Annotated in this window: 20 protein-coding genes; 10 read left to right on the forward strand and 10 right to left on the reverse strand. The window is 68.6% G+C overall.

Annotation, left to right across the window (positions count from 1 at the left end; all coding sequences use genetic code 11):
- Positions 1 to 95 precede the first annotated feature (95 nt).
- From IQ782_RS16030 to IQ782_RS16055, 6 genes are all read left to right on the forward strand, one after another.
- The gene (locus IQ782_RS16030) at positions 96 to 779 is read left to right on the forward strand and encodes an adenylate kinase (RefSeq protein ID WP_194135673.1); all 684 of its coding nucleotides are present in this window, start codon (positions 96 to 98) and stop codon (positions 777 to 779) included.
- A gap of 55 nt (positions 780 to 834) precedes the next feature.
- Positions 835 to 1,122, forward strand: coding sequence for a DUF4212 domain-containing protein (locus IQ782_RS16035; protein WP_194135674.1), 288 nt, complete (start codon positions 835 to 837; stop codon positions 1,120 to 1,122).
- Between the two features lie 6 nt (positions 1,123 to 1,128).
- Positions 1,129 to 2,910 (forward strand): sodium:solute symporter family protein, encoded by a 1,782-nt coding sequence (locus tag IQ782_RS16040; RefSeq protein WP_194135675.1) that lies wholly within the window; start codon positions 1,129 to 1,131, stop codon positions 2,908 to 2,910.
- A gap of 123 nt (positions 2,911 to 3,033) precedes the next feature.
- Entirely contained in the window at positions 3,034 to 4,857 is a 1,824-nt protein-coding gene (locus IQ782_RS16045) for a DUF294 nucleotidyltransferase-like domain-containing protein (RefSeq protein ID WP_194135676.1), read from the forward strand.
- An 18-nt stretch (positions 4,858 to 4,875) separates the two neighbouring features.
- The gene (locus IQ782_RS16050; RefSeq protein WP_194135677.1) at positions 4,876 to 5,382 is read left to right on the forward strand and encodes a hypothetical protein; all 507 of its coding nucleotides are present in this window, start codon (positions 4,876 to 4,878) and stop codon (positions 5,380 to 5,382) included.
- Entirely contained in the window at positions 5,379 to 6,785 is a 1,407-nt protein-coding gene (locus tag IQ782_RS16055; protein ID WP_338092596.1) for an exonuclease domain-containing protein, read from the forward strand. Before IQ782_RS16050 ends, IQ782_RS16055 begins: the two co-directional genes overlap by 4 nt.
- Here the strand turns inward: IQ782_RS16055 and IQ782_RS16060 are convergent.
- Positions 6,685 to 7,563, reverse strand: coding sequence for an ArsR/SmtB family transcription factor (locus IQ782_RS16060; protein WP_194135678.1), 879 nt, complete (start codon positions 7,561 to 7,563; stop codon positions 6,685 to 6,687). The two genes, IQ782_RS16055 and IQ782_RS16060, sit on opposite strands and share 101 nt — an antisense overlap.
- 111 nt (positions 7,564 to 7,674) lie before the next feature.
- Here IQ782_RS16060 and IQ782_RS16065 point away from each other — a divergent pair, with 111 nt between their 5' ends.
- Positions 7,675 to 9,504, forward strand: coding sequence for an ABC-F family ATP-binding cassette domain-containing protein (locus IQ782_RS16065; RefSeq protein WP_194135679.1), 1,830 nt, complete (start codon positions 7,675 to 7,677; stop codon positions 9,502 to 9,504).
- A gap of 64 nt (positions 9,505 to 9,568) precedes the next feature.
- Here the strand turns inward: IQ782_RS16065 and IQ782_RS16070 are convergent, their stop codons facing one another.
- The 5 genes from IQ782_RS16070 to IQ782_RS16090 form a co-directional block, all read right to left on the reverse strand.
- Positions 9,569 to 10,654, reverse strand: coding sequence for an AbrB family transcriptional regulator (locus IQ782_RS16070; RefSeq protein WP_194135680.1), 1,086 nt, complete (start codon positions 10,652 to 10,654; stop codon positions 9,569 to 9,571).
- A 180-nt stretch (positions 10,655 to 10,834) separates the two neighbouring features.
- A complete protein-coding gene (locus IQ782_RS16075) occupies positions 10,835 to 11,398 on the reverse strand; it encodes a PqiC family protein (RefSeq protein ID WP_194135681.1) in 564 nt (187 codons plus the stop codon).
- A gap of 13 nt (positions 11,399 to 11,411) precedes the next feature.
- Positions 11,412 to 13,517: an MlaD family protein gene (locus IQ782_RS16080; protein WP_194135682.1), complete on the reverse strand. Its 2,106-nt coding sequence runs from the start codon at positions 13,515 to 13,517 to the stop codon at positions 11,412 to 11,414.
- Entirely contained in the window at positions 13,514 to 14,146 is a 633-nt protein-coding gene (locus IQ782_RS16085; protein ID WP_194135683.1) for a paraquat-inducible protein A, read from the reverse strand. The genes IQ782_RS16080 and IQ782_RS16085 overlap by 4 nt, the downstream gene beginning before the upstream one ends.
- A complete protein-coding gene (locus IQ782_RS16090; RefSeq protein WP_194135684.1) occupies positions 14,116 to 14,808 on the reverse strand; it encodes a paraquat-inducible protein A in 693 nt (230 codons plus the stop codon). Before IQ782_RS16090 ends, IQ782_RS16085 begins: the two co-directional genes overlap by 31 nt.
- 184 nt (positions 14,809 to 14,992) lie before the next feature.
- Here IQ782_RS16090 and IQ782_RS16095 point away from each other — a divergent pair, with 184 nt between their 5' ends.
- Positions 14,993 to 16,030: a histone deacetylase family protein gene (locus tag IQ782_RS16095; protein ID WP_194135685.1), complete on the forward strand. Its 1,038-nt coding sequence runs from the start codon at positions 14,993 to 14,995 to the stop codon at positions 16,028 to 16,030.
- Between the two features lie 32 nt (positions 16,031 to 16,062).
- The gene (locus IQ782_RS16100) at positions 16,063 to 17,445 is read left to right on the forward strand and encodes an aspartate aminotransferase family protein (protein WP_194135686.1); all 1,383 of its coding nucleotides are present in this window, start codon (positions 16,063 to 16,065) and stop codon (positions 17,443 to 17,445) included.
- 163 nt (positions 17,446 to 17,608) lie between these two features.
- Here the strand turns inward: IQ782_RS16100 and IQ782_RS16105 are convergent, their stop codons facing one another.
- Together IQ782_RS16105 and IQ782_RS16110 are read right to left on the reverse strand one after the other, a co-directional pair.
- On the reverse strand, positions 17,609 to 17,986 hold the full coding sequence (locus tag IQ782_RS16105; RefSeq protein ID WP_194135687.1) for a GNAT family N-acetyltransferase: 378 nt from the start codon (positions 17,984 to 17,986) through the stop codon (positions 17,609 to 17,611).
- A gap of 184 nt (positions 17,987 to 18,170) precedes the next feature.
- A complete protein-coding gene (locus tag IQ782_RS16110) occupies positions 18,171 to 19,511 on the reverse strand; it encodes an MFS transporter (RefSeq protein WP_194135688.1) in 1,341 nt (446 codons plus the stop codon).
- Between the two features lie 228 nt (positions 19,512 to 19,739).
- Here IQ782_RS16110 and IQ782_RS16115 point away from each other — a divergent pair, with 228 nt between their 5' ends.
- Positions 19,740 to 20,741 carry a GntR family transcriptional regulator gene (locus IQ782_RS16115; protein ID WP_194135689.1) on the forward strand — a complete coding sequence of 334 codons (1,002 nt, stop codon included), beginning with the start codon at positions 19,740 to 19,742 and terminating at the stop codon, positions 20,739 to 20,741.
- Between the two features lie 76 nt (positions 20,742 to 20,817).
- Here the strand turns inward: IQ782_RS16115 and IQ782_RS16120 are convergent, their stop codons facing one another.
- Together IQ782_RS16120 and IQ782_RS16125 are read right to left on the reverse strand one after the other, a co-directional pair.
- Positions 20,818 to 22,200: a PQQ-like beta-propeller repeat protein gene (locus IQ782_RS16120; RefSeq protein WP_194135690.1), complete on the reverse strand. Its 1,383-nt coding sequence runs from the start codon at positions 22,198 to 22,200 to the stop codon at positions 20,818 to 20,820.
- Positions 22,190 to 22,846, reverse strand: coding sequence for a hypothetical protein (locus tag IQ782_RS16125; RefSeq protein WP_194135691.1), 657 nt, complete (start codon positions 22,844 to 22,846; stop codon positions 22,190 to 22,192). The genes IQ782_RS16120 and IQ782_RS16125 overlap by 11 nt, the downstream gene beginning before the upstream one ends.
- Positions 22,847 to 23,129: the final 283 nt, after the last annotated feature.

Raw genomic sequence — 23,129 nt, forward strand, 5'->3', positions numbered from 1 at the left:
AACGACTACGGCGCCTTGGGCGACACCTCGACCCTCGCCGACCCCTCGGTCGTCGACGACCTCATCGAAAACCGCGCGAACAAGGGGTGAGCGAGATGGAGGCAACCACCGTGACCCGCGCCCCCGTGCTCATCCTTCTCGGCCCTCCGGGGGCCGGGAAAGGCACCCAGGCGCGCAAGCTCGAGGACAAGTACGGGCTGGTGCAGCTCTCGACCGGCGATCTGCTGCGCGCCGCCGTGGCGCAGGGCACCGAGGCCGGCAAGGCCGCCAAGGCGGTGATGGAGGCCGGCGGGCTGGTCAGCGACGAGATCGTCATCGCCATCCTGCGCGACCGCATCAAGGCGCCCGACTGCACCAGCGGTGTGATCCTCGACGGCTTCCCGCGCACCACGGTGCAGGCCGAGGCGCTCGACGCGCTGCTGGCCGAGAGCGGGCAGAAGATCAACGCAGCGATCAGCCTCGAGGTGGACGATGCCGCCATGGTCGAGCGGATCTCGGGCCGCTACACCTGCGGCGCCTGCGGCGAGGGCTATCACGACAGGTTCAAGACGCCGAAAGAGGACGGCGTCTGCGACAATTGCGGCGCGACGGAAATGAAGCGCCGCGCCGATGACAAGGCGGAAACGGTGGCCTCGCGGCTCGAGGCCTACCACGCTTCGACCGCCCCGCTCATCGGCTACTACGAAGGCAAGAACGCCCTGAGCCGCATCGACGCGATGGGCAGGATCGAGGAGGTCGCCGCCGGGCTCGGCGCGATCGTGGAGAAAGCGACGGGCTGACCGTCGACGGCCGCTCAAAGGAGGGGCGGCTGCATTTTCAGGAGGAGGAACCGCCATGGCGGATCAATCAACGCACCATGCGCATGGCGCCGAGGAGGCCGGCAAGGCCTACTGGTCGGCCAACCTGCGCCTCATCTACATCAGCCTGGTCATCTGGGCGCTGTGCAGCTTCGGCTTCGGCATCCTGCTGCGCCCGATGCTCTCGGGCATCAAGGTCGGCGGGTCCGACCTAGGCTTCTGGTTCGCCCAGCAGGGCAGCATCATCGTCTTCCTGGCGCTGATCTTCTTCTACGCCTGGCGGATGAACAAGCTCGACCGTGAATACGGCGTGGACGAGGAGTAAGGCGCCATGGATCAGTTCACCATCAACCTGCTGTTCGTGGGCGCCTCCTTCGCGCTCTACATCGGCATCGCGATCTGGGCCCGCGCGGGCTCCACGTCGGAATTCTACGCCGCCGGGCGCGGCGTGCACCCGGTCACCAACGGCATGGCGACGGCGGCGGACTGGATGTCCGCGGCCTCCTTCCTGTCGATGGCGGGCCTCATCGCCTTCACCGGCTATGACAACTCGGCCTACCTGATGGGCTGGACCGGCGGCTACGTGCTGCTGGCGCTGCTGCTTGCGCCCTACCTGCGCAAGTTCGGCAAGTTCACCGTGTCGGAATTCATCGGCGACCGCTTCTACTCGCCGACCGCGCGTCTCGTGGCGGTGATCTGCCTGATCATCGCCTCGACCACCTACGTGATCGGCCAGATGACCGGCGTCGGCGTGGCCTTCGGCCGCTTCCTCGAGGTGGACAGCACCACCGGCCTGCTGATCGGCGCAGTGATCGTCTTCGCTTACGCGGTGTTCGGCGGCATGAAGGGCGTGACCTACACGCAGGTCGCGCAATACGTCGTGCTGATCCTCGCCTACACCATCCCGGCGATCTTCATCTCGCTGCAGCTGACCGGCAACCCGATCCCCGGCCTCGGCCTCTTCGGAACCGACCAGGCCTCGGGCGAGCCGCTGCTGGCCAAGCTCGACCAGATCGTGCGCGAGCTGGGCTTCGGCGAATATACCGCCCACAACGGCGACACGCTCAACATGGTGCTCTTCACCCTGTCGCTGATGATCGGCACCGCCGGCCTGCCGCACGTTATCATGCGGTTCTTCACCGTGCCCAAGGTGGCCGACGCACGCTGGTCCGCCGGCTGGGCACTGGTCTTCATCGCCCTGCTCTACCTGACGGCCCCGGCCGTGGGCGCGATGGCACGCCTCAACATCACCCAGCAGTTCTGGCCGGAAGGCACCGAGGGCAAGGCCGTCTCGATCGAGCAGATCGAGAACGACCCGGCCTATGACTGGATGGCAACCTGGCAGAAGACCGGTCTGCTGACCTGGAACGACACCAATGGTGACGGGCTGATCCAGTACTACAATGACAAGAACCCCGCGATGCAGGAAAAGGCCACGGCCGAAGGCTGGGCCGGCAACGAGCTGACCAAGTTCGACAACGACATCCTCGTGCTCGCCAACCCCGAGATCGCCAACCTTCCGGGTTGGGTGATCGGCCTCGTCGCTGCCGGTGGTCTTGCCGCCGCGCTGTCGACCGCCGCCGGCCTGCTGCTCGCCATCTCCTCGGCGGTCAGCCACGACCTGATCAAGGGTCAGATCAACCCCGCAATCTCCGAGAAGGGCGAGCTCATGTCGGCCCGCGTCGCCATGGCCGTGGCCATCGCCGTCGCGACCTGGCTTGGCATGAACCCGCCGGGCTTCGCGGCGCAGACCGTGGCGCTGGCCTTCGGCCTTGCCGCTGCCTCGATCTTCCCGGCGCTGATGATGGGCATCTTCTCGAAGGTGAACAACAAGGGCGCCGTGGCGGGCATGATCGCCGGCCTGCTGGTCACCCTGGTCTACATCTTCCTGCACAAGGGCTGGTTCTTCATCCCCGACACGGCGAGCTACTCGGACGCCGATCCCATGCTCGGCACGATCAAGTCGACCTCGTTCGGCGCAGTCGGGGCGCTGGTGAACTTCGTGGTGGCCTTCACGGTCTCGGCGATGAGCAAGCCGATCCCGCGCGAGATCTCGCAGCTGGTGGAAAGCGTGCGCATTCCGCGCGGTGCCGGTGCAGCCCAGGATCACTGAGCGGTGACCCCGCGCGGGGGCGCAGGCGCGCCCTCGCCCTAGGCAAATGTCCCGTCCCGCGCTATGCCGGGGCGGGATTTTTTCTTCCGCGATTGCCCCTTATCGCACCACCGGAGCGCCAAAATGCCGATTGAGCCCGACGACCTGCGCCGTTTCCTGACCTCGGTGCACCCCTATGACGCGCTGGACACCGATGCGCTCGACGTGCTGGTGCCGCAGTTCCTCACGCGCAGCTACAAGCCGGGCGAGGAAATCTACGCCGTCGGCGCGCAACTCGAGGGGCTCTACCTCGTCCACAGCGGCCAGGTGGAGATTCGCGACGAGAACGGCGTCGCCGTCTCGTTGCTGGGTCCGCGCAATTCCTTCGGCGAGCGCGGGCTGATGCGCGAGGGCCTGGCTGCCACCACCGCCAGCTCGCTCGATGACACGGTGCTGCTGCTGCTGCCCGCCTATGCCTTCCGCGAGCTGGTGGCCGAACATGCCGCCGCCCGCCGCTTCTTCGACCGTTCGCGCGCCGCGCGGCCGCGCAAGTCCGACCTCGCGCACAGCCGGGTCGAGACGCTGATGGCCCGCGCCCCGCTCACCGTGCCCCCCGAGACCCCCGCCCAGCAAGCGGCCCTGATGATGCGCGAAGAGGCGGTGTCGTCGCTCTGCGTCACCGAGGGGCGCGACCTCATCGGCATCGTCACCATCCGCGACATCTCGGCCAAGGTGGTTGCGGGCGGCATGGACATCAACGTCCCCGTCTCCGAGATCATGACCCATTCGCCGGTCACCCTGCCGCCCTCGGCGATCGGCTCGGACGTGCTGCACACGATGGTCGAACGCGGCATCGGCCATGTGCCGATCACCGACGCCGGGCGGCTAGTGGGCATCGTCACCCAGACCGACCTCACCCGCTTCCAGGCGGTCAGCTCGGCCGAGCTGGTCGCCGCCATCGCCCGCGCCCGCAGCCCCGAGCAGATGGCCGAGACCACCGCCCGCATCCCGCAGTTGCTGGCGCAGCTCGTCGCCAACGGCAATCGCCACGAGGTGACGACGCGGCTGATCACCGACATCGCCGACACGGTCACCCGCCGCCTGCTGGCGCTGGCCGAGGAGGACTTGGGCTCGGCCCCGGTGCCCTGGCTGTGGCTGGCCTGCGGTTCGCAGGGACGGCAGGAACAGACCGGCGTGTCGGACCAGGACAATTGCATGATCCTCGACGACAGCGCCACCGAGCGCGACATGGAATACTTCGCGGAGATGGCGAAGTTTGTCTGCGACGGCCTTGATAAAGCGGGATATTTCTACTGCCCTGGTGACATGATGGCGACCAACCCGCGCTGGCTGCAGACGCAATCGGTGTGGCGCAAGTACTTCCGGGGCTGGATCGAGACGCCCGACCCCGAGGCCCAGATGCTGGCCTCGGTGATGTTCGACCTGCGGCCCATCGGCGGCAGCAAGTCGCTGTTCGAGGACCTGCAGGCCGAGACGCTGGACGCCGCCTCGAGGAATTCGATCTTCACCGCCCACATGATTTCCAACTCGCTCAAGCACACCCCGCCGCTCGGCCTCTTGCGCGGCTTTGCCACGATCCGCTCGGGCGAGCACAAGAACACCGTCGATCTCAAGCACAACGGCGTGGTGCCCGTGGTCGATCTGGCGCGGGTCTACGCGCTGCAGGCACGGGTGCCCGAAGCCGGCACCCGCGCCCGGATCGAGGCGGCGATCGCCGCCGGCACCGTTTCCGGCTCGGGCGGTCAGGATTTGCTCGATGCCTATGATCTGATTGCCGAAACCCGCCTTGAGCATCAGGCAGCTCTGGTCAAGCGCGGCGAAAAGCCCGACAACTATCTGGCGCCGTCCGACCTGTCGGATTTCGAGCGCAGCCACCTGCGTGACGCCTTCGTGGTGATCAAGTCGATGCAATCGTCGATCGGTCACGGGCGCGGCATGCTGGGCTAGGGACCTGAGGGGGGAGAGATGTTCTACGAATTGATTGCCGTGCTGGTGGCCGGCCTTGCCGGGGCCGGCGTGGTGATGCTGCTCAGTCGCGCGACGGGCGGACGGCTGCCGCGCTGGATGATCCCCCTGGGAGCCGGGGCGGCGATGCTGATCGCCTCCATCGCCAGCGAATACAGCTGGTACGGCAGCACCGCCCAATCGCTGCCGGAGGGCTTCGAGATCGTCGAGACCCATGCCTCCACGGCGCTCTGGCGGCCGTGGACTTATGCCGTCCCGATGACCGACCGCTTCATCGCGGTGAACGCCGGCGGGCGGCGCGAAAATGCGCAGACGCCGGGCCTCTACCTCGCCGATCTCTATTTCTTCGCGCGCTGGCAGCCGACGCAGGTGGTCGAGGTCATGGTCGATTGCCCCGGCGGACGCCGCGCCGACCCCATGGGCGGCGATGGCGGCACGCCGCGCTGGCGCGAGGTCGGGTCCGAGGACAGCATCGTCGCCGCGGTCTGCCCGGAGGCGCGCACGTGACCCATCTGAGCCTGCGCCTGCGCATCTTCCTCTTCTTCGTCCTGATTGCGGTCGGCGGTGCGGGGATCATGGCGCTGGCGCTCTGGCTCGGCTACGGGCGCGCGCTCGGCACCACGCCCGGCAACGGCTTTGTCTTTGCCGGCATTCTTGCCATCTTCGGCCTGACTGCGCTGACCGTCGGCGTCTGGCTGCTCTTCGACGAGAATGTCGCCAAGCCGGTCGAGCGCATCGCCTCGGAGATGCGCGTGCGCGCGCATGCGGGGGTCGAGCGGCAGGTGGACACCCATGCCGCGCGCTACCTCGGCGATCTGGCGCATGCGGCCGAGGCGGTCTCGGCCCGGCTGACGGAAACCGCGCTGGCCTCGGCGCAGCGGGTGGCCGAGGAGACCGCGCAGCTCGCCGCCGACAAGGAACGGCTGACCGCCCTGCTCACCGAGATCCCCGTGGCCACCCTCATGGTCAGCCCCAATGGCCGCATCGTGCTCTACGATGGGCAGGCCGCCGAGGTGCTCGCCCAGATCCACGTGCCGCGGCTCGACGCGGCGGTGACCGATTATTTCCTCGCAGCCGGGGTCGAAGCCGCGGTGCGCGAGATGCATCGCACCGGCCGCGAGGTCACGCTCACCCTGCGCTCGGTCGACGAGGCGCAAAGCTACCTGGGGCGGATGAAACCGCTCGACGCAGGCGGCTATCTGCTGATCATCGAAGAGGCCGAGGCGCGCCTTCCGCCACAGGCCGAGCGCCCGATGGTTTTCGACTTCTCGCTGCTCACCGCACCGGCCCCTGCCGCGCTGGAGGACACGCCGCTGCGGGCCTTGACCTACGTGGTGTTCGACACCGAGACGACGGGACTGCTGCCGCACAAGGACGAGGTGGTGCAGATCGGTGCGGTGCGGGTCGTGAACGGGCGCATCGTTCCCGGCGAGCAGATCGACCAGCTGGTCGATCCCGGCATCCCGATCCCGCAATCCTCGACCAGGGTGCACAAGGTGACCGACGCCATGGTGCACGGCCAGCCGGACATCGCCGAGGCCGGGCGGCGCTTTCATCACTTCGCCCGCAACGCGGTGATCGTGGCGCATAATGCGCCCTTCGACATGGCTTTCCTGCGCCGCCACCAGTCCCGTATGGGGATCGACTGGACCAATCCGATCCTCGACACGGTGCTGCTGTCGGCGGTGCTTTTCGGCGCGAGCCAGACCCACACGCTGGATGCGCTCTGCGACCGGCTCTCCGTGTCCATCCCCCCCGCTCGGCGGCACACCGCGCTCGGCGATGCGCAGGCCACCGCCGAGGTGCTGGTCAGGATGCTGCCGATGCTGGAAGCGCAGGGAATGGCGACCTTCGGCGCGGTGCTGGCGCAGACCCGGCAGCACGGGCAACTTCTGGAAGACCTGAACTGAGGCTGTCGAGCGCCGCCTGCACGGCCTCGCGCGGAGCGGACCCAGATGGCAGCCGCGCCAGCGCCGCCAGCCGCGGCTCGAGGGCGCACATGGCGGCGTGTAGCGCGACCGCGCGCGGGATCACCCGGCCCGCACCCGCCCGCGGCAGCGGCCAGTAGGCGCAGACCGGCGGCGGCATTTGCGAACCGAGCGGCAGGGCATCCGCCGCGACGGTGTCGAGGGCGATCACCATATCCGCACCCCGTTCCATCGCGCCGCGCGGAACGTCGCCGGGCGGCGGCAGTCCCCAGACCCCGAGCAGCGCCAGCAGCAGCGGATCGAAGGCACAGGCGGGGTCAGCGCCCGCCGCCGACACGCGCGCCCCGCCCCTGAGCCGCCGCCGCGCCAGCGCCGCGGCCAGCGGCGACAGCAGCGCGCCGTCCGAGCAGAGAAACAGCAGCCGCGCCCTGGCCGACCTGCGCCTGCCCGGAACCTCGCGCTCCGGCACCGCGCCGGCCCGCCCCAGCGCCACATCCGCCCCGAGCCAGTCGATCACATGCGCCAGCGCGCCCGGCACCGCGTGGTAGAGCCGCAGCGGCCCCTGCGCACGCTGCACCAGCAGCCCCGCGTCGCAGAGCGCCGCCAGATGCGCCGAGAGCGTCGAGGGCGGCACCGCCAGCGCGCGCGCCAGATCGCCCGCAGCCAGGGGATGCGGCAGATGGCGGATCAGCAGCCGCAGCACCGTGACGCGCAGCGGGTTTCCGAGCAATCCGAGACGGGCGAGACAAAGCGGTTCCATGTCCTTCCGCATAGCTCAGGCGCCTTGAAGGCAAGGTTAACGCCACCGGCCCGCCTGACCTCCTCACGCGCCCACTTGACCTTTCCCCGGCGCGGCCCTAGCGCTCTGGGCATGGCACAGGCACCCCTTCTCCAGCTCTCCGACATCGCGCTCACCTTCGGTGGCGAGCCGGTGTTTTCCGGCCTCTCGCTCAACGTCCAGCCCGGCGACCGCGTCGCGCTGGTCGGCCGCAATGGCTCGGGCAAATCCACCCTGATGAAGGTCATGGCGGGCTTCGTCGAGCCCGACACCGGCGAGCGCATCGTGCCGCCGGGCATCTCGGTGGGCTACATGGAGCAGGAGCCGGACCTCTCGGGTTTCGAGACGCTGGGCGATTATGCCGCCGAGGGCCTCGGCCCGGCGGAAATGTACAAGGTCGAGGCAGCGGGCGAAGGGCTCGGCTTCGACCCCGCCCGCCCCGTCGCCACCGCCTCGGGCGGCGAGCGCCGACGCGCCGCGCTCGCCAAGCTGATGGCACAGGACCCGGACGTCATGCTGCTCGACGAGCCGACGAACCACCTCGACATCAACGCGATCGGCTGGCTCGAGGACGAGCTGAAGCGCACCCGCAAGGCCTTCGTCCTGATCTCGCACGACCGGCGCTTCCTCGAGAACCTCACCCGCGCCACGCTGTGGATCGACCGCGGCGCGGTGCGCCGTCAGGAGCAGGGCTTCGCTGCCTTCGAGGTTTGGCGCGACAAGACCTGGGCCGAGGAGGACGAGGCCCGCCACAAGCTCGACCGCAAGATCAAGGCCGAGGCGAAATGGGCGGTCGAGGGCATCTCGGCCCGCCGCACCCGCAACCAGGGCCGCGTGCGCGCGCTGCAGGCGCTGCGCGCAGAGCGCTCGTCGCAGATCCGTCGCCAGGGCACCGCGGCAATGGAGCTGTCCTCTGGCCCGACCTCGGGCAAGAAGGTGATCGAGGCCGTGGCGCTCACCAAGGGCTTCGGCGACAAGCAGATCGTCAAGGAGTTCTCGCTGACCGTGATGCGCGGCGACCGCGTCGCCTTTGTCGGTCCGAACGGCGTCGGCAAGACCACCCTCATCCGCATGCTGATGGGCGAGATCGCGCCCGACGCCGGCAGCGTCAAGCTCGGCACCAACCTGATGCCGGCGATCTTCGACCAGACCCGCGCCCGGCTCGACCCCGAGATGACGCTCTGGGAAAGCCTCACCGGCGATCCCGAGATGCGCGTTTCCGGCAAGGCCGACCAGGTGCTGGTACGCGGCCAACCCAAGCATGTCGTCGGCTACCTCAAGGAATTCCTCTTCGACGAGCGCCAGGCCCGCGCGCCCGTGCGGTCCCTCTCGGGCGGCGAGAAGGCCCGGCTGCTGCTGGCCAAGATCATGGCCAGCGAAAGCAACATGCTGGTGCTCGACGAACCGACCAACGATCTCGACGTGGAAACGCTCGACCTGTTGCAGGACCTGCTCGGAGACTATGACGGCACCGTGCTGCTGATCAGCCATGACCGCGACTTCCTCGACCGGGTGGCCAGCTCGACCATCGCCATGGAGGGCGACGGCCGTGCCGTCGCCTACGCCGGCGGCTGGAGCGACTACCAGGCGCAGAAGGCCGAGGCCGAGGCGGCGAGCGCACCGAAGGAGAAGCCCGTCGCCAAGCCCGGCAAGGACAGCTCCGCCGCGCCGAAACCCAAGGCGCAGCAGAAGGGCATGAGCTTCAAGGACAAGCACCGGCTGGAGGAACTGCCCGGCCTGATCGACCGGCTGACCGCCGAGATCGGCAAGCTTGAAGGGCTGCTGGCGGACCCCGAGCTCTTCACCCGCGAGCCGATGAAGTTCAAGAAAGCCACCGAGGCGCTGGACGAGCGGCAGGAAAAGCTCGCCGCCGCCGAGGAGGAATGGCTGGAACTCGCGGAGAAGGCCGAAGCGGCAGGCTGAACCCGCCGTCGCCGGCCAAATCTCTTCGAAGAGATTTGCAAGAGCCTTCGAAGGCTCTTGCCTCTTACTCGCCCGGCTGGTGCAGCGGCAGGCGCTTCTCGGCAATCACCATGACCCCCACGGTCAGCAGGATGCGCACCACGTGGTGCAGGCTGACCAGCGCCGGGTTGGCGGCAAGCGACAGCGCGATGATCGACATCTCGGTGACGCCGCCCGGCGCATAGGAGATCATCAGGTGCAGGAACGGGATGTCGGTCGCCCAGGTCAACCCCAGCGCGAAACTGCCGCCGAGCGCCAGCATCCACAGCACCGACAGAAAGCTGAGCCCGGCCGAACGCCGCAGCATCGCCGCGGTCATGCCGGTGAAGCGCACGCCGAGCGAGCTGCCCACCACCACCTGCGCCGCGGCGATCAGCCAGAACGGCAGGTGCATGTCCACTAGGCCGGACAAGGTCAGCGCCGCCGAGAGCAGCAGCGGCCCGGTGATCTGCCCCGCCGGCAGCTTGATCTTCGAGGCCACGAAGAGCCCGGCGAGCGCCGCCAGAACGACCACGAGCAGCTCCGCCGCCGTGGCGGGCCCCGTGGGCATGACGCTCTGGCCGGCGGCGCTGCCGACCGGATGACCGACCCACAGCGACAGCGCCGAGGGCAGGATCGAGATGACCAGGATGATGCGCAGGAACTGCTGCGCGGTCAGCAGCCGCAGATCCGCTCCCGCCCTCTCGCCGAGCACCAGGCTTTCCATCAACCCGCCCGGCGCGCCGGCGTAAAAGGCCGTTGCCCGATCATAGCCGCCAAGACGGTGGAAGATCAGGAAGTTGCCGAATTGCGCCAGCACCACGAAGGCGGCCAGCATCGACAGGGTCAGCGGCAGTTCGGGCAGCAGCGCGAAGATCTCGGGCGTGACCTGCGTGCCGATCATCACGCCGATGAGCCCGATGAACAGTGTCCGGAACCGCATCGGAAAGGCGTAGTCCGCCAGCGCGCGCCGGTGGAACAGCGCCACCGCGGCACCCGAGGTGAAGAGCGAGCCGAGCATATAGGGCATCGGCAGATGCGCCAACTGCGCGAGCCAGCCGCCAAGGCTGCCCGCAACCAGCAGGCAGCCGGTGGTGAGGATCATCCGGAGGGAGAGCGTCGAAAGGGTCATGTCCGGACATAAGCGCAACCCGCGGGAAGGTGCAACGGCGCAATCCCGGATCGCGCGACGAGGGGGCTCCGCCCCCGCCCTGCGGGCTCCCCCGGCGTATTTTGGAAGAGAAGAAGAGGCCTCCGCTTCTTCTCTTTCCAAATACGCCCTTGCCGCGCCGGTGCCGGGCGCGGCAAGGGGTCAGCGCGCCAGGTCGCTGGCGATGCGGGTGGCGAGCTGGTCGGTGGCACTGCCCGCCGCCGCGGCGATTCCGGCGGCGCTGGCCGCGGCCAAGGGTACGGTGATCTCGAAGCGGTTGACGCGTTCGCGGATCACCCTGTCGTAGGACGACAGCGCGTATTGCCCCTTGAGCCGGAACGTTCCCGCCTCACTCGCCACCGCCTCGGACACGCGCACATGCACCGCCGCCTGCGCCGGTTCCTCGAGCGGCCAGGGTTCGGCGGCCACGGTCGCGCCGCTGATCTGCCCGAGGCGCTCGGCCAACGCCTGGGTCATCGCGCGGCGCGGATCGTCGGCCCAGAGCGCACCCTCGACCTGGTTCATCGCGCCGGAGGTCTCTTCGAGCAGGATCTCGGAGGCATCGGCATAGGCCGGCAGCGAGACCTCGCGCACTTCGAGCGTGCCCACGGCGAGACGGACGCTGGCGGTGGGCGGGGCGGTCTCCATCCGGTAGCGCGGCTCGGAGCCGCAGGCGGCGGCAAGAAGCGGCAGCAGCAGAAGCGGGAGGGTCGTCTTGAGGCGCATTCGGGGTCTCCTGTCAGCGGCCGAAGAGCAGCGAGTTGGGGTTGCGTTCGATCGTGCGGGCAAGTTTGTTCAACGCCTCGGCGGCGGTCTGCACCTCGCGCAGGGCCGAAACGGTCTGGCGGTTGAAGGCAGAATTGCCGTCATAGCCCTTGATCACCTGCTCCGCCTCGGCGACGAGGCGCTGGATGCGCGCCGAGAGGTCGGGCAGCGTGGCCGCCGCCTCCTCCACCGCCGCGGCGGCGTCGCGCGCCGAGGCCAGCGTGGCATTGGTGTTCTCGATCACCCCGCCGGCGCGCAGCTCGGAAAGCGCGCCCTGCGCCTCCTGCAGCATGGCCGAGAGATCGGCGGGCAGCTGGCGGGTGCTGTCCTGGTCGACGAGCTTGCCCGCCCCGTCGAGGAACTGCCCGGCATCGGCCAGGAAGCTTTCCAGGTCGAGCGCCGTGGCCTTCTGAGTGAGCGCCCGCAGATCGGCGAGCAGGTCGGGCACGCCGGCCATGCTCTCATCCACCGAGCCCGCCACGCCGGTGACCTCTTCTGCCGCGGCCTCGGCCGCCTCGAGGGTCGACACCAGTTGCTGCACCGCGCCGGCGGCGCGCATGTCCTCGATCACCCCGCGCAGCTCGGCGACGGTGCCGCGCAGCTCGCCCGGAATGGCCTGGATTTCCTCGTTGCCGATCAGCCCGCGGGCGTCTTCGAGCAGGCCGATCACCGCCTCCGGGGCGTCGCGCAGACGCGGGTTGGCGGTGAAGTTCTCGATCGAGGCCAGGGTGTCGATCGCCTGGTCGAGCAGGTCCTCGACCGGCAGGTCGTTGATCCTCTGGAACAGGCCCTCGGCGGTGGCGGTGATGTCCGGCAGGTCCGACTCGACCGAGGGGATCAGCGGCGCGTCCTGGGCGAAGACGCCGAAGGTCGCGGGCTCGGCGTCCGGCACCTCGGCCAGTTCGACCACCAGCGACTGGCTGAACAGGCTCTGCGAGGCCAGCCGGGCGCGCAGCCCGTTCTTCACCGCGTTGGACAGGAAGGCGATGGTGTCGGACTGCGGCGCCTCTTCCTCGAGCCCCAGCGCGCGGGGATCGATCGAGAGCGTGGTGCGCAGGCGCACGGTCTGCTGCTCGCCCTCGCCGTCGATGAAAGCCCCGATGGCGGTGACCCGGCCAACGCGCAGCCCGCGGTAGGTGACCGAGGATCCGACCTCGAGCCCGCGCACGGATTCGTCGAATTCGGCGGTCAGCTCCACCGCGTTGGAAATGCTTTCCGAGAACAGGCTGTCGCGGGCCGCCGCCTCGTCATCGTAGAGGTCGAAGGCGTAGCCCGCCGGCACCGCGTTGCCGCCCGAGACCACGGTGTCGAAGGCGATCCCGCCGCGGATCAGCGCGGCCACCGAGCCGACCGAGAGGTTGAGACCCGATGGGCCGATGTTGACCGAGAAGCCCGAGGTGTCCCAGAACCGCGTTGCCGTGGTGATGCGGCGATCGTTCGGGGCCTCGATGAAGGCATCGACGACGACGCCGTTGCCGCGCTCGAGCAGCCGCGGGGTCTCGATCCGGCCGACCTCGATGCCGCGGTAGAAGATCGGCGCGCCGGCCGAGAGCTGCGTGCCATCATCGGCGCGGATGGTGATGCGCGTGCCCTTCACGCCGGGGCGCACCAGCGGGCTGGTGTCGAGGCCGCGGAAGCTGCGCGCAGTGGCCCCCTCCTCGGGCGCGAAGCCCGCCTCGATGTAGACCCCCGAGAGGACGGTCGAGAGCCCGGTGATCCCGGAGGTCGAGACCTCGGGGCGGACCACCCAGAACTCTGCGTCAGACGGCAGCGAATCCGCCACGTTGCGGTCGATCCGCGCGGTGACGCGCACCTCGGCCAGGTCGTCCGAGAAGACCACGTCCTCGACCGTTCCGACGACCACGTCACGGTAGCGGATGGTGGTCTCTTCGGCGGTGATCCCGGCGGCGTTCTCGAAGGTGATCTCGATCTTCGCGCCGCGTTCGGCAAAGCTCTGCCAGGCGATGAACAGCGTCACCGCGATGGCAGCCATCGGCACCAGCCAGACCAGCGAGAGGTTGCGCCAGACGGAGCGGCGCTTGGGCTCGATCTCCATCTGGGCCGGTTTCGGATCACTCATTGCTCGGGTTCCTCACTCGCGTCCCAGATCAGCCTCGGGTCGAAGCTCTGCGCCGAAAGCATTGTGAATGCAACGGAAAGCGCGAAACTGATCGCTGCTATTCCAGGATTGATCGCGGCGGCGAAGTCCAGTTGCACCAGCGATGCGAGGATGGCCACCACGAAGACGTCGATCATCGACCAGCGGCCGACGAATTCCACCACCTCGTAGAGATGCTGGCGCTTGCCGGGCGAGAGCTTCACCCGGTGGGTCACGCTCAGCGCCAGGTAGGCGATGGCGATGAACTTGGCGACGGGGATCATGATCGAGGCGAAGAAGACGATCCCGGCAATGCCGTAGGAGCCGTGGTGCACGAGATCGACCACCCCGCCGAAGATCGTGCTGTTGGTGGTCTTGCCCAGCAGCGTGGTCTTCAGCATCGGGTAGACATTGGCCGGCACGTAGATCACCAGCCCCGCCCCCAGCCAGGCCCAGACCCGCTGCAGCGAGGTCTCGTCGCGGCTCGACAGGCGCGAGCCGCAGCGGTCGCAGCGCTCGGGGCCCGGCACATGCACCTTGCCGCATTCGGTGCAGGCGATCATGCCCGCGCGGCGCGCGGTCAGGACCGGCGCGTCTCTAGCGTCTTCCATACGGTGACCCTGCACATGAAATTGTCCTTCAGCACGGTGACCAGCACCAGTGCCACGAAGGCCCAGAAGGCCGGGCCGATCGACAGATGCGCCAGCCCCGCCACCTTCACCAGCGCCACCGCGACGCCGACGATGAACACCTCGGCCATGGCCCAGGGGCGCAGGTGGTCGGCGAGGCGGAAGAAGAAATCGGCGTGCCGCGCCGGGCGGTGGCCAAAGGCCATCGGCGCCAGCACGTAGACCAGCGACAGGAAGCGCACCGTCGGCAAGATCACGATCAGCGAGGCCATGGCGATGGTCAGCGGCGCGGTCATCCCGTTCGAGAAGGCGAGGATGGTGTCGAGCAGCGAGCTGCGCTGCACCCGCCCCGCGACGGAAAGCTCGAGGAATGGAAAGAACATCGCGGCGATCATCAGCACCAGCGCCGAGAGCGCGAGCATGATGATCCGGGTCATCGCCATGCTGCGCGGCTGCTCCAGCACCGCGTGGCAGCGGGCGCAGCGGGCGGTCTCGCCCGTGGCGATCTCGCGCTCCTCGTGCAGCGCGTCGCAGAGCGGGCAGGCAATGAGGTGTCCGGCCTGCTCCGCGGTGAAAGCGGGCGGCGGGAGGGCCGGGTTGATCTGCGGCGGCAGCTCGGAGGCGACGACGTCGGCGAGGCTCATGCGCCCAATCTAGAGTGCGGCGAGCGGCATGGAAAGGGCTGTGGGGACAAAGCCTTCGCCCTGCCCGCCAAGCAGGCATTCAGGACGCACCGGCCGGATGTTGCGGAGCGCTCCATCGACAAGCGCAGGGGCGGCCTGCTACCACCAAGGGCAGAAAAACACTGCACCAAGGAGGTCGAGCCAGATGAAATGCTTCTACGCCCCGGAAACCGAGGGGCACGACCCGAGCTTCCGGCTCACCCACGGCACGGTGGTGCGCAACGCCGAGCGCGCCGAGCGCGCGAAGCTGCTGCTCAAGGGGCTGGACCAGCTCGGCCTCGGCACGGACAGCCCGCCCGAGGCGCCGCGCGCCGCGCTCGAGGCGGTGCATACGGCCGAGTTCCTGCGCTTTCTCGAAACCGGGTGGGACGCGTGGCAGAAGCTGCCGAATGCCGGCCCCGAGGTGGTGCCCAACGTCTTTCCGCGCGGGCCGGTGACCACCTACCCCGAAACAATCGTCGCCCGCGCCGGCTGGCACATGTCCGACACCTCTGCCCCGATCGGCCCGAAGAGCTGGGAAGCCACGCGCCGCGCCGCCGATTGCGCCGTGGCCGCCGCCGAGGCGGTGATGGCGGGTGAACGCGCCGCCTACGCGCTGTGCCGCCCGCCGGGGCACCACACCACCGCCGACGTGGCCGGCGGGCACTGCCTGATGAACGTCACCGCCATCGCCGCGCAGCACCTGCGCCGGGCACACAGCCACGTCGCGGTGCTCGACATCGACGTGCACCATGGCAACGGCACGCAGGCGATCTTCTACGACCGCGCCGACGTGCTGATGGTTTCGGTCCACGCCGAAACGCACGACTACTACCCGTTCTATACCGGTTACGCCCATGAAACCGGCATCGGCGACGGCAAGGGCTTCAATCTCAACCTGCCGCTGCCGCGCAGCACCACCACACCCGGCTGGCTCGCCGCCGTCGATCAGGGCATCGACCGGATCAGGGCCTATGCCCCCGGCGCGCTGGTCGTCAGCCTTGGCCTCGACGCGCATGAGAATGACCCCCTTGACGGCATGAAGGTGAGCTTCGATGGTTTCGCCGAAGCGGGACGCCGGATTGCCGAGGCGGGGCTCCCCACGGTGATCGTGCAGGAAGGCGGCTACCTGTCGCCCGACCTCACCACGTCGCTGACCTCCTTCATGGGAGGGTTTCTCGGCAAGGACCCGCGCGCAGCCTGATGGCGCGTCACACTGGAATTCGGAGTTAACAGATGAACAAGATCCCCAACTCGCTGCACGCCTCGGACATTGCCCACAGCATGCACCCCTACACGAACATGCGCCTCCACGAGGAGCAGGGGCCGATGATCATCACCCGTGGCGAAGGCGTCCACGTCTACGATTCCGAGGGAAAGGAATACATCGAGGGTCTTGCCGGCCTCTGGTCCGTCGCCGTCGGCTTCTCGCAGCCGCGTCTGGTCGAGGCCGCCGCCAAGCAGATGGCCGAGCTGCCCTACTACCACAGCTTCGCGCACAAGGCGCATGAGCCGTCGATCCGTCTGGCCGAGAAGCTTGCCGAGATGACCCCCGAGGGCATGGATCGGGTGTTCTTCACCAACTCCGGCTCCGAGGCGAACGACACCGTCATCAAGATGGTCTGGTTCTACAACAACGCGCTCGGCCGCCCCGAAAAGAAAAAGTTCCTTGCCCGCAACAAGGGTTATCACGGCATCACCATCGCCTCGGGTTCGCTGACCGGCCTGCCGGCGAACCACAAGGATTTCGACCTGCCGGCGATCCCGGTGACCCACCTCACCTGCCCGCACTACTGGAAGTGGGCCGAGGACGGCGAAACCGAGGCCGAGTTCACCGCGCGCCTGCTGAAAGAGGCCGAGGACACGATCCTTTCCGAGGGCCCCGAGACCATCGCCGCCTTCATCGGCGAGCCGGTGATGGGTGCCGGCGGCGTGATGACCCCGCCCGAGGGCTACTGGCCGGGCATCCGCGCGCTCTGCGACAAGTATGACATCCTGCTGGTCTCGGACGAGGTGATCAACGGCTTCGGTCGCTGCGGCACGCCCTTCGGCTGCCAGAAATACGGCTTTACGCCCGACATCATGGTGACCTCGAAGCAGCTCACGTCGTCCTACATGCCGCTGGCGGCGATCATCGTGAACGACAAGGTGTACAACACCATCGCCGATCACACCGCCAAGCTCGGCACCTTCGGGCATGGCTTCACCGGCTCCGGCCACCCCGTCGCCTGCGCCGTCGGCCTCGAGAACCTGAAGATCATCGAGGAACAGGACCTGATGGGCAATGCCGCCCGTCTAGAGGCAAAGTTCCAGGAGGGTCTGCGCAAATTTGCAGATCACCCGCTGGTCGGCGAGGTGCGTGGCGTCGGCCTCATCGGCGGCATCGAACTGGCCAAGGACAAGGAAAAGCGCCTCAGCTTCGAGCCCGCGGGCAAGGTCGCGCCGCAGGTGGTGAAATTCTGCGCCGAGGAAGGGCTGATCCTGCGCGCGGTCTACGAGACCGTCGCGCTCTGCCCGCCGCTGATCGTCACCGAGGAAGACATCGACCAGATCCTCGCCCGCCTCGGCCGCGCGCTCGACCGCGGCTGGGAGTGGGTGCAGGCCGAAGGGCTGGCCTGACCTGCCGCCGTACCGCATGCAGTGACAAGGGCGCCCCTCGGGGCGCCCTTCTTGCAAGGGTTTGGCACAGGGCTCGGCGCCGCCTCGTCCCAGCATCACACCCGACAGCCATCTCGCGCAGCTCGGTGTCGTTGCCGGGGTGCCCGCGCCTTGCTTCAGCGTTCTACTTCAGCCTGAAAAAGATCTCACGCTCCCCCGACAGGTTGAGATCGTCCGCACAGCCGATTTCGCGGGCGTCGCAGGTTCGCAGGAGGGCCCGCATCGGAAAATTCGACGCCTCCGTGGAGGTGTAGAGCCGGAGCCAGCGCGAGGCGGAGGTGGCAGCCGCCACCAGCTCCCGACCTATCCCCTGTCTGCGCGCAGCGGGTGAGACACAAACGATCGACAGCAGCGGCCAGCCCAAAAAGTCGCAAGGCGCAACCTTTGCATAGCCGGCGACTGCGCCTTGCAGCGTCGCGACCATGAGGCTGCCTTGTTGCATGTCCATGCGGCGGTCCCCGATGAACTCGTCAAAACTCTTGAGCGCCCGGTAATCGCGCATTTCACAAGGTCTGATAATCGTGCCTGGTCGCATGGGCCCTCCGCACGCCACCTTCACGCTTGCCGCCCGGAGATGCAATCTGAAGCCCTGCGCTCAAGCCCGGTCGATGCGCCGCGCCTATTCCGGGCGCTCGCATGAGCCGAGCCGTTCACCACGAGGGGCGAAAAGGGCTCTGCCCGCCCGCTCAGCCGACCTCTGGCCAGCGCGGGTGCAACGCGTCGATCCGGTAGTCATGCGCGTGCCGATGCCCGCCATCCGCCACCGGGTGCTCTTGCAGGTGTGGATGGTCGCCGGGCAGTTCCGGATGGTCGTGCGCCCTTGCCAGCGGGTCGCGCGCCGGCCAGACGCGCAGCGCCATCAGCGCGCCAGCCGCCGCGGCCAGCCCCAGGATCCCCAATGCATGCTCGGGGGCAAGCGCCGCGCCCAGCCAGCCGGCCAGAGGATAGGCCAGCAGCCAGCCCGCATGGCTGAGCGAGAACTGCGCCGCGAAGACGGCGGGCCGGTCGCCCGGTTGCGCCGAACGCGCCAGCACCAGCCCGCCCGGTGTCAGCACCAGCGACGAGACCGCGCCGAAGCCCGCCCAGAGCGCCAGAAGACCCGCCATCGGAAGGCCGGGCAGCAGGGCCAGGACTCCGCCCAGCAGCGCAAAGCCGATCACCCCCGCGGCCATGCAGAGCCGCTCCTCCAGCCATGCTACGAGGCGCGGGACCGCCAGCGCCCCGAGCGCCGCGCCGACCCCATACGCGGCCATGAGCCTTGTGTAGTGACGCTCGGCATCTCCTAGCCTCGCCCCGGCGAAGACCACCGTGTCAACGATCACCCAGGCCATGACCAGCGACAGGGCGACGTTCAGCACGAAGAGCCCGCGCAGTCGCGGCGTGTGAATGAAGATGCGCACCCCCTTGCCCAGCCGATCGAGAAAAGGCGCCTTCAGCGGCGCGACCCCGGCCGGAAAGGCCGTCAGCACCAGCAGCAGCGCCGAGCCGGCAAAACAGGCTGATGCAAGGAAGAACAGGTCAGATGCCGCGAGCAGCAGCAGCGCCGCCCCGGCGATCACCGGACTCAGAATCGATTCCAGCGTATAGGCCAGCCGCGACAGGGCCAGCGCGCGGGAATAGCGCTCCGGTTCTGGCAGCATGTCCGGCAGCACCGACTGAAAGAGCGGTGTGAACCCCGCCGAGACGGCAAAGAAGACGAAGGCCAGCGCCGCGATCTGCCAGGGGCCACCGGCAAGGCCCATCGCGCCAACCAGCGCCAGCCGGGCCAGATCGAGCGCCACCAGCGTGCCCCGGCGCGGCAGCCGCGACAGCAGTGCCTCGGCCAGGGGGGCGATCAGCACGTAGGCGATCATTTTCAGCCCCAAGATGCCGCCCAGAATCGTCCCACCCGATTCCGTGCCACCGACCGCGTAGGCGCTCAGCGACAGCGAGACCGTCATCACCCCGATTCCCAGCAACGAGAGGATCTGCGCGGCAAAAAGCCTGCGGAACCCTGAATGGCGTAGCGGTGATGTTTTCGGCAGCATGCGTAACCCCAGCAATCGCCCCGCGACGGAGCCAGGCCGATCATTGTGCCACGCAGCTTGGGGATCAAGCCCCGCTTTTGGCGCCCAAGACGAATATCGGGAGCAATGCCGCCCCCTCCGGATTGGGGCATCCCGCCGCCTCGCTGAAACAGATTCACATGTATTCAAACGGAAATATATGTGCTTCAATTGCTTGTCTCCGGTACAGCTTTTCAGCAATGAGACGCCATGGCAGCACGACAGTCACAGCTCGACGAGGCCCTCGCCCGAATTGCCGACGCAATTGACCCGGACTCCACGGTCGCGGTTCCTCAGCAATTGCGCGGCGCATTGGAGTTCGGCATCGCCGCCGGAGAGCTTCCGATCGGCGCGCGACTGCCCTCGGTGCGGGCGCTGGCGCGGCAGCTGAACCTCTCGCCGGTCACCGTCAGCAACGTCTATGCAGCGCTTCAGGCCGCGGGCCATGTCGAGGGGCGCGTCGGCTCGGGCACCTACGTGAGCCCGAACGCTCCCGTCGCCGACCCCGAGAAGTTCCACGCGCTCGAGCGGGCGATCACCAACCTGATCGCCCTCGCCCGCGACTGCGGCATCGACCGCGCCGAACTGGCGACCCGCATCGGCATGGACCGACCGCGCAACGCACGCCCGCTGCGGGTGCTCATGCTGGGCAATTTCGCCGAGGCGACGCGGGCCTATGCCGCCGACGTGCGACCGCATCTCGCGCCCGGCGACAGCATCGAGCCGATGCTGATCGACGAGGTGGCCGAGAGCCCCCCGCAGGATTTCGACATCGTGCTCTCGCCCCGGACGCTGCTGCCGCAGGCGCGCGCCCTGTTTCCGCGGGCGGAAGTACTCGGGCTGACGGTCATCCCGAACGAAGCGACCCGCGTCGCGCTTGCGGCGATCCCGCCCGAGGCGTCGGTGGTGGGCTACTCGTATTTCCCCACCTATGTCTCGATGATGAAAGCCAACGTGATGCGCTACGCGCCGCATGTCAGCCGCCTGAGCATGGTGGTGCGCGGCGACGAGAGCGAGGCCGCCCGCGCGCGCATCGCCGAAGCCGATGTGCTGGTCTATGCCACCGGGGCCGACTACCTGGCGGCGCGGCTCGCGCCGGGACAGAGCGCCTTCGAGTATCGCCACACACCCGACAGCCAGGAGCTGCGCAACGCGCTGCCGCCGCTGCTCGACCGCTGCCGGCGACGCGGCCTGCCGCTGTCCGCCGAGTAGAGCCGCGAAACGGACACGGGCGGCAGCCTATGCGCTGCCGCCCGTGCGAATTTGTGGCGTTCCTGTCCGATCCGGATCAGCGATAGGCGTGCAGCACGCCCTCTGCCGAGACCACGTAGAGCGTGCCATTGACCACGATCGGACGGGTCGTCGCACCGCCGTCGATCTGGGTGCTGCCGACAAGCTGGCCCGAGGCCGGATCGAACGCCCGGATCAGCCCGTCCGAGGAGGCGACGATCAGCCGCCCGCCCGCCAGGATCGGCCCGTGGTTCACATAGGCACTGTCGCGGCGCTTCTGGGGTTTCCTGACCGGCTTGTAGCCCGGCAGATCCACCGCCCAGATCTGCGCGCCGCTGCGCGCGTCGAGCCGCACCAGCTGGTTGATGTCAGACACGAGGAAGACCGAATCTCCCGCCGGCCAGACCATGTCGAGCGCGCCCATGCGCGCGGTCCACAGGCGCTCGCCGCCCGAGAGCGACAGCGCCACGACCCGGCCGGAATGGTTGCCCGCGTAAACCACGCCGTTCGCGATCAGCGGATCGCCGGTGATATCGGTGACCGACGCCAGCGCCTTGCCGTTGCGGCTGCCCGCGACATCGGCGGTCCAGCGGCGCAGCCCGCCCTGCTTGAAGGCCGCCTGCAGCGCGCCCGATCCGAAGGCGAAGACCACCATCTCGCCGTCCGTGGCCGGCGCCGGGGCTCCGGCGACATTGTTGAAGTCCTCGGGGTAGTCGATGCGCCAGCGGACGCGCCCCGTGGCGGTCTCGATCGCCCAGCCGGTGGAATCCGACGAGGTGACATAGGCCAGCCCGCCGCGCACGGTCGGGGCGCCGGTGGCGGTCCCGCCGAGCTGTTGGCTCCAGACCTCGCCCCCGGTGGCCGCGTCGAGCGCGGTCAACCGGCCGAAGCCCGAGGTGACGTAGAGCCGCCCGCCCTCGACCGCGAGGCCGCCGCCCTGCGCCTGCCGCGCCTGGTCGCGCGCCGGCACCAGGCTGCGCTGCCAGAGCAGCTGACCCGAGGTGCTGACGGCGCTCACCGTATGGGCGGAATCCATGGTGAAGATACGGCTACCGTCCGACACCGGGTCGACGTTCAGACGGTTGCGCTTGGTGTCGCCCTGGCCGATGTCGGTCGCAAAGACCGGCTGGAGCGGCAGCGCGAGCGCCGCGTGACCGCTGCGTGCGAAGGGCGACACGGGGCTTTGCGCCGCAACGCCGTTCGACATGCCGCCAAGCGAGATCGCCTGCGCGCGATTGGCCGGAGCGACATCATCCGCCCCGCCATTTACGAGAATTTCGCGTGCGCCGAGCCGCTCGCCGGGCAGCACCGCCTCGGGCCGTTCGCAGGCGGCAAGCGCCGTCAGCCCCAGAAGCGCTGCGGAAATCGTGGTGATGCGCAAAACACTGCCCCCGTCGTACTTGGTCCTTACCGTGGCCCCGCGGGCCGTGTCAGCCCGCATCGGGCGTGCCACCGAGGGCCACAATCAACTGTGCGGCGCGCTGGCGCAAGCCCGCGGTGATCTCGGAATCCTGCAGGATGCGCTGCAGTTTGCCGAGCGCCGCCTCAGTGTCGCCCGCCTTGATGTCAAGCAGGGCGAGCTGCTCTTCGGCGAGCAGGCGCAGCGGTTTTCCGGGCACCGCCAGCGCCTCGAGCCGGATGCGGCGCTCGTCGTCCGAAAGCCCCGAGTCCGTGCGGCTGACCGCTTTGTATGCCGCGATCTCGCGGTAAATCTCGGGCAGGGCGCCATCGGCCGCCGCATCGTCGAGCAGCTTGGTCGCGGCAGCGCCATCCTCGGCAGCGGCCAGTTCGCTCGCCGCCAGCAGGTCGGTCACGGCGGTTGCCTCGGCACCGGGCGCGCTGACCGCGGTCAGGGCCGCGGCACGGTCCGCCGGGGCCTCTGCCTCGAGCGCGCCGCGCAGCGCGTCACCGAAAGCCTCGGCCTGCGCCTGCCTTTGCACAGCACTGTATTCGCGCCAAGCCGCGCCGCCGACGATCGCCAGCACCGCCACCACGCCGACCCAGCCATAACGCTTGAGCAGCGCGAAGAGCTTGTCGCGGCGGACCTCCTCGGTCACCTCGTCGATGAAACTGTCGGTATTGCTCACGGGGCTGCCTCACCTTTCGATTGTTGCCCCCTCTTAGCGCGGCAGGCGCAGGCTGCCAAGGCCAAGCCCGCGCAGCCATTGCCCGATCGCTCCGGCGTCGGCCCCTGCCCGCCCGCGCGTGCCCCTGCGGCAGAAGGCCGCTTGAACGGTTTCCCAAATCCACTATTCTGAACTGAGGAGTTTAGTCACGTCTTCGCGCGCTCCCGGTCAGACCCCGGTTCCGGACCCTTTGCGGTCTGTCGGCTGATCCGGTGCGGCGCGCGGGCCGTAATGATCCCGGACA

It is taken from the genome of Salipiger mangrovisoli (genome assembly GCF_015223355.1).
Taxonomy (GTDB): Bacteria; Pseudomonadota; Alphaproteobacteria; order Rhodobacterales; family Rhodobacteraceae; genus Salipiger; species Salipiger mangrovisoli.

Bases quoted from the DNA above. Each gene is read 5' to 3' on its own strand.
- IQ782_RS16115 (WP_194135689.1), top strand. From the start codon at position 19,740: ATGGCAGCACGACAGTCACAGCTCGACGAGGCCCTCGCCCGAATTGCC.
- IQ782_RS16065 (WP_194135679.1), top strand. From the start codon at position 7,675: ATGGCACAGGCACCCCTTCTCCAGCTCTCCGACATCGCGCTCACCTTC.
- IQ782_RS16110 (WP_194135688.1), bottom strand. From the start codon at position 19,511: ATGCTGCCGAAAACATCACCGCTACGCCATTCAGGGTTCCGCAGGCTT.
- IQ782_RS16085 (WP_194135683.1), bottom strand. From the start codon at position 14,146: ATGGAAGACGCTAGAGACGCGCCGGTCCTGACCGCGCGCCGCGCGGGC.
- IQ782_RS16090 (WP_194135684.1), bottom strand. From the start codon at position 14,808: ATGAGCCTCGCCGACGTCGTCGCCTCCGAGCTGCCGCCGCAGATCAAC.
- IQ782_RS16050 (WP_194135677.1), top strand. From the start codon at position 4,876: ATGTTCTACGAATTGATTGCCGTGCTGGTGGCCGGCCTTGCCGGGGCC.
- IQ782_RS16060 (WP_194135678.1), bottom strand. From the start codon at position 7,563: ATGGAACCGCTTTGTCTCGCCCGTCTCGGATTGCTCGGAAACCCGCTG.
- IQ782_RS16030 (WP_194135673.1), top strand. From the start codon at position 96: ATGGAGGCAACCACCGTGACCCGCGCCCCCGTGCTCATCCTTCTCGGC.
- IQ782_RS16070 (WP_194135680.1), bottom strand. From the start codon at position 10,654: ATGACCCTTTCGACGCTCTCCCTCCGGATGATCCTCACCACCGGCTGC.
- IQ782_RS16105 (WP_194135687.1), bottom strand. From the start codon at position 17,986: ATGCGCGATTACCGGGCGCTCAAGAGTTTTGACGAGTTCATCGGGGAC.
- IQ782_RS16120 (WP_194135690.1), bottom strand. From the start codon at position 22,200: ATGCGGGCTGACACGGCCCGCGGGGCCACGGTAAGGACCAAGTACGAC.
- IQ782_RS16075 (WP_194135681.1), bottom strand. From the start codon at position 11,398: ATGCGCCTCAAGACGACCCTCCCGCTTCTGCTGCTGCCGCTTCTTGCC.
- IQ782_RS16080 (WP_194135682.1), bottom strand. From the start codon at position 13,517: ATGAGTGATCCGAAACCGGCCCAGATGGAGATCGAGCCCAAGCGCCGC.
- IQ782_RS16040 (WP_194135675.1), top strand. From the start codon at position 1,129: ATGGATCAGTTCACCATCAACCTGCTGTTCGTGGGCGCCTCCTTCGCG.
- IQ782_RS16045 (WP_194135676.1), top strand. From the start codon at position 3,034: ATGCCGATTGAGCCCGACGACCTGCGCCGTTTCCTGACCTCGGTGCAC.
- IQ782_RS16100 (WP_194135686.1), top strand. From the start codon at position 16,063: ATGAACAAGATCCCCAACTCGCTGCACGCCTCGGACATTGCCCACAGC.
- IQ782_RS16035 (WP_194135674.1), top strand. From the start codon at position 835: ATGGCGGATCAATCAACGCACCATGCGCATGGCGCCGAGGAGGCCGGC.
- IQ782_RS16095 (WP_194135685.1), top strand. From the start codon at position 14,993: ATGAAATGCTTCTACGCCCCGGAAACCGAGGGGCACGACCCGAGCTTC.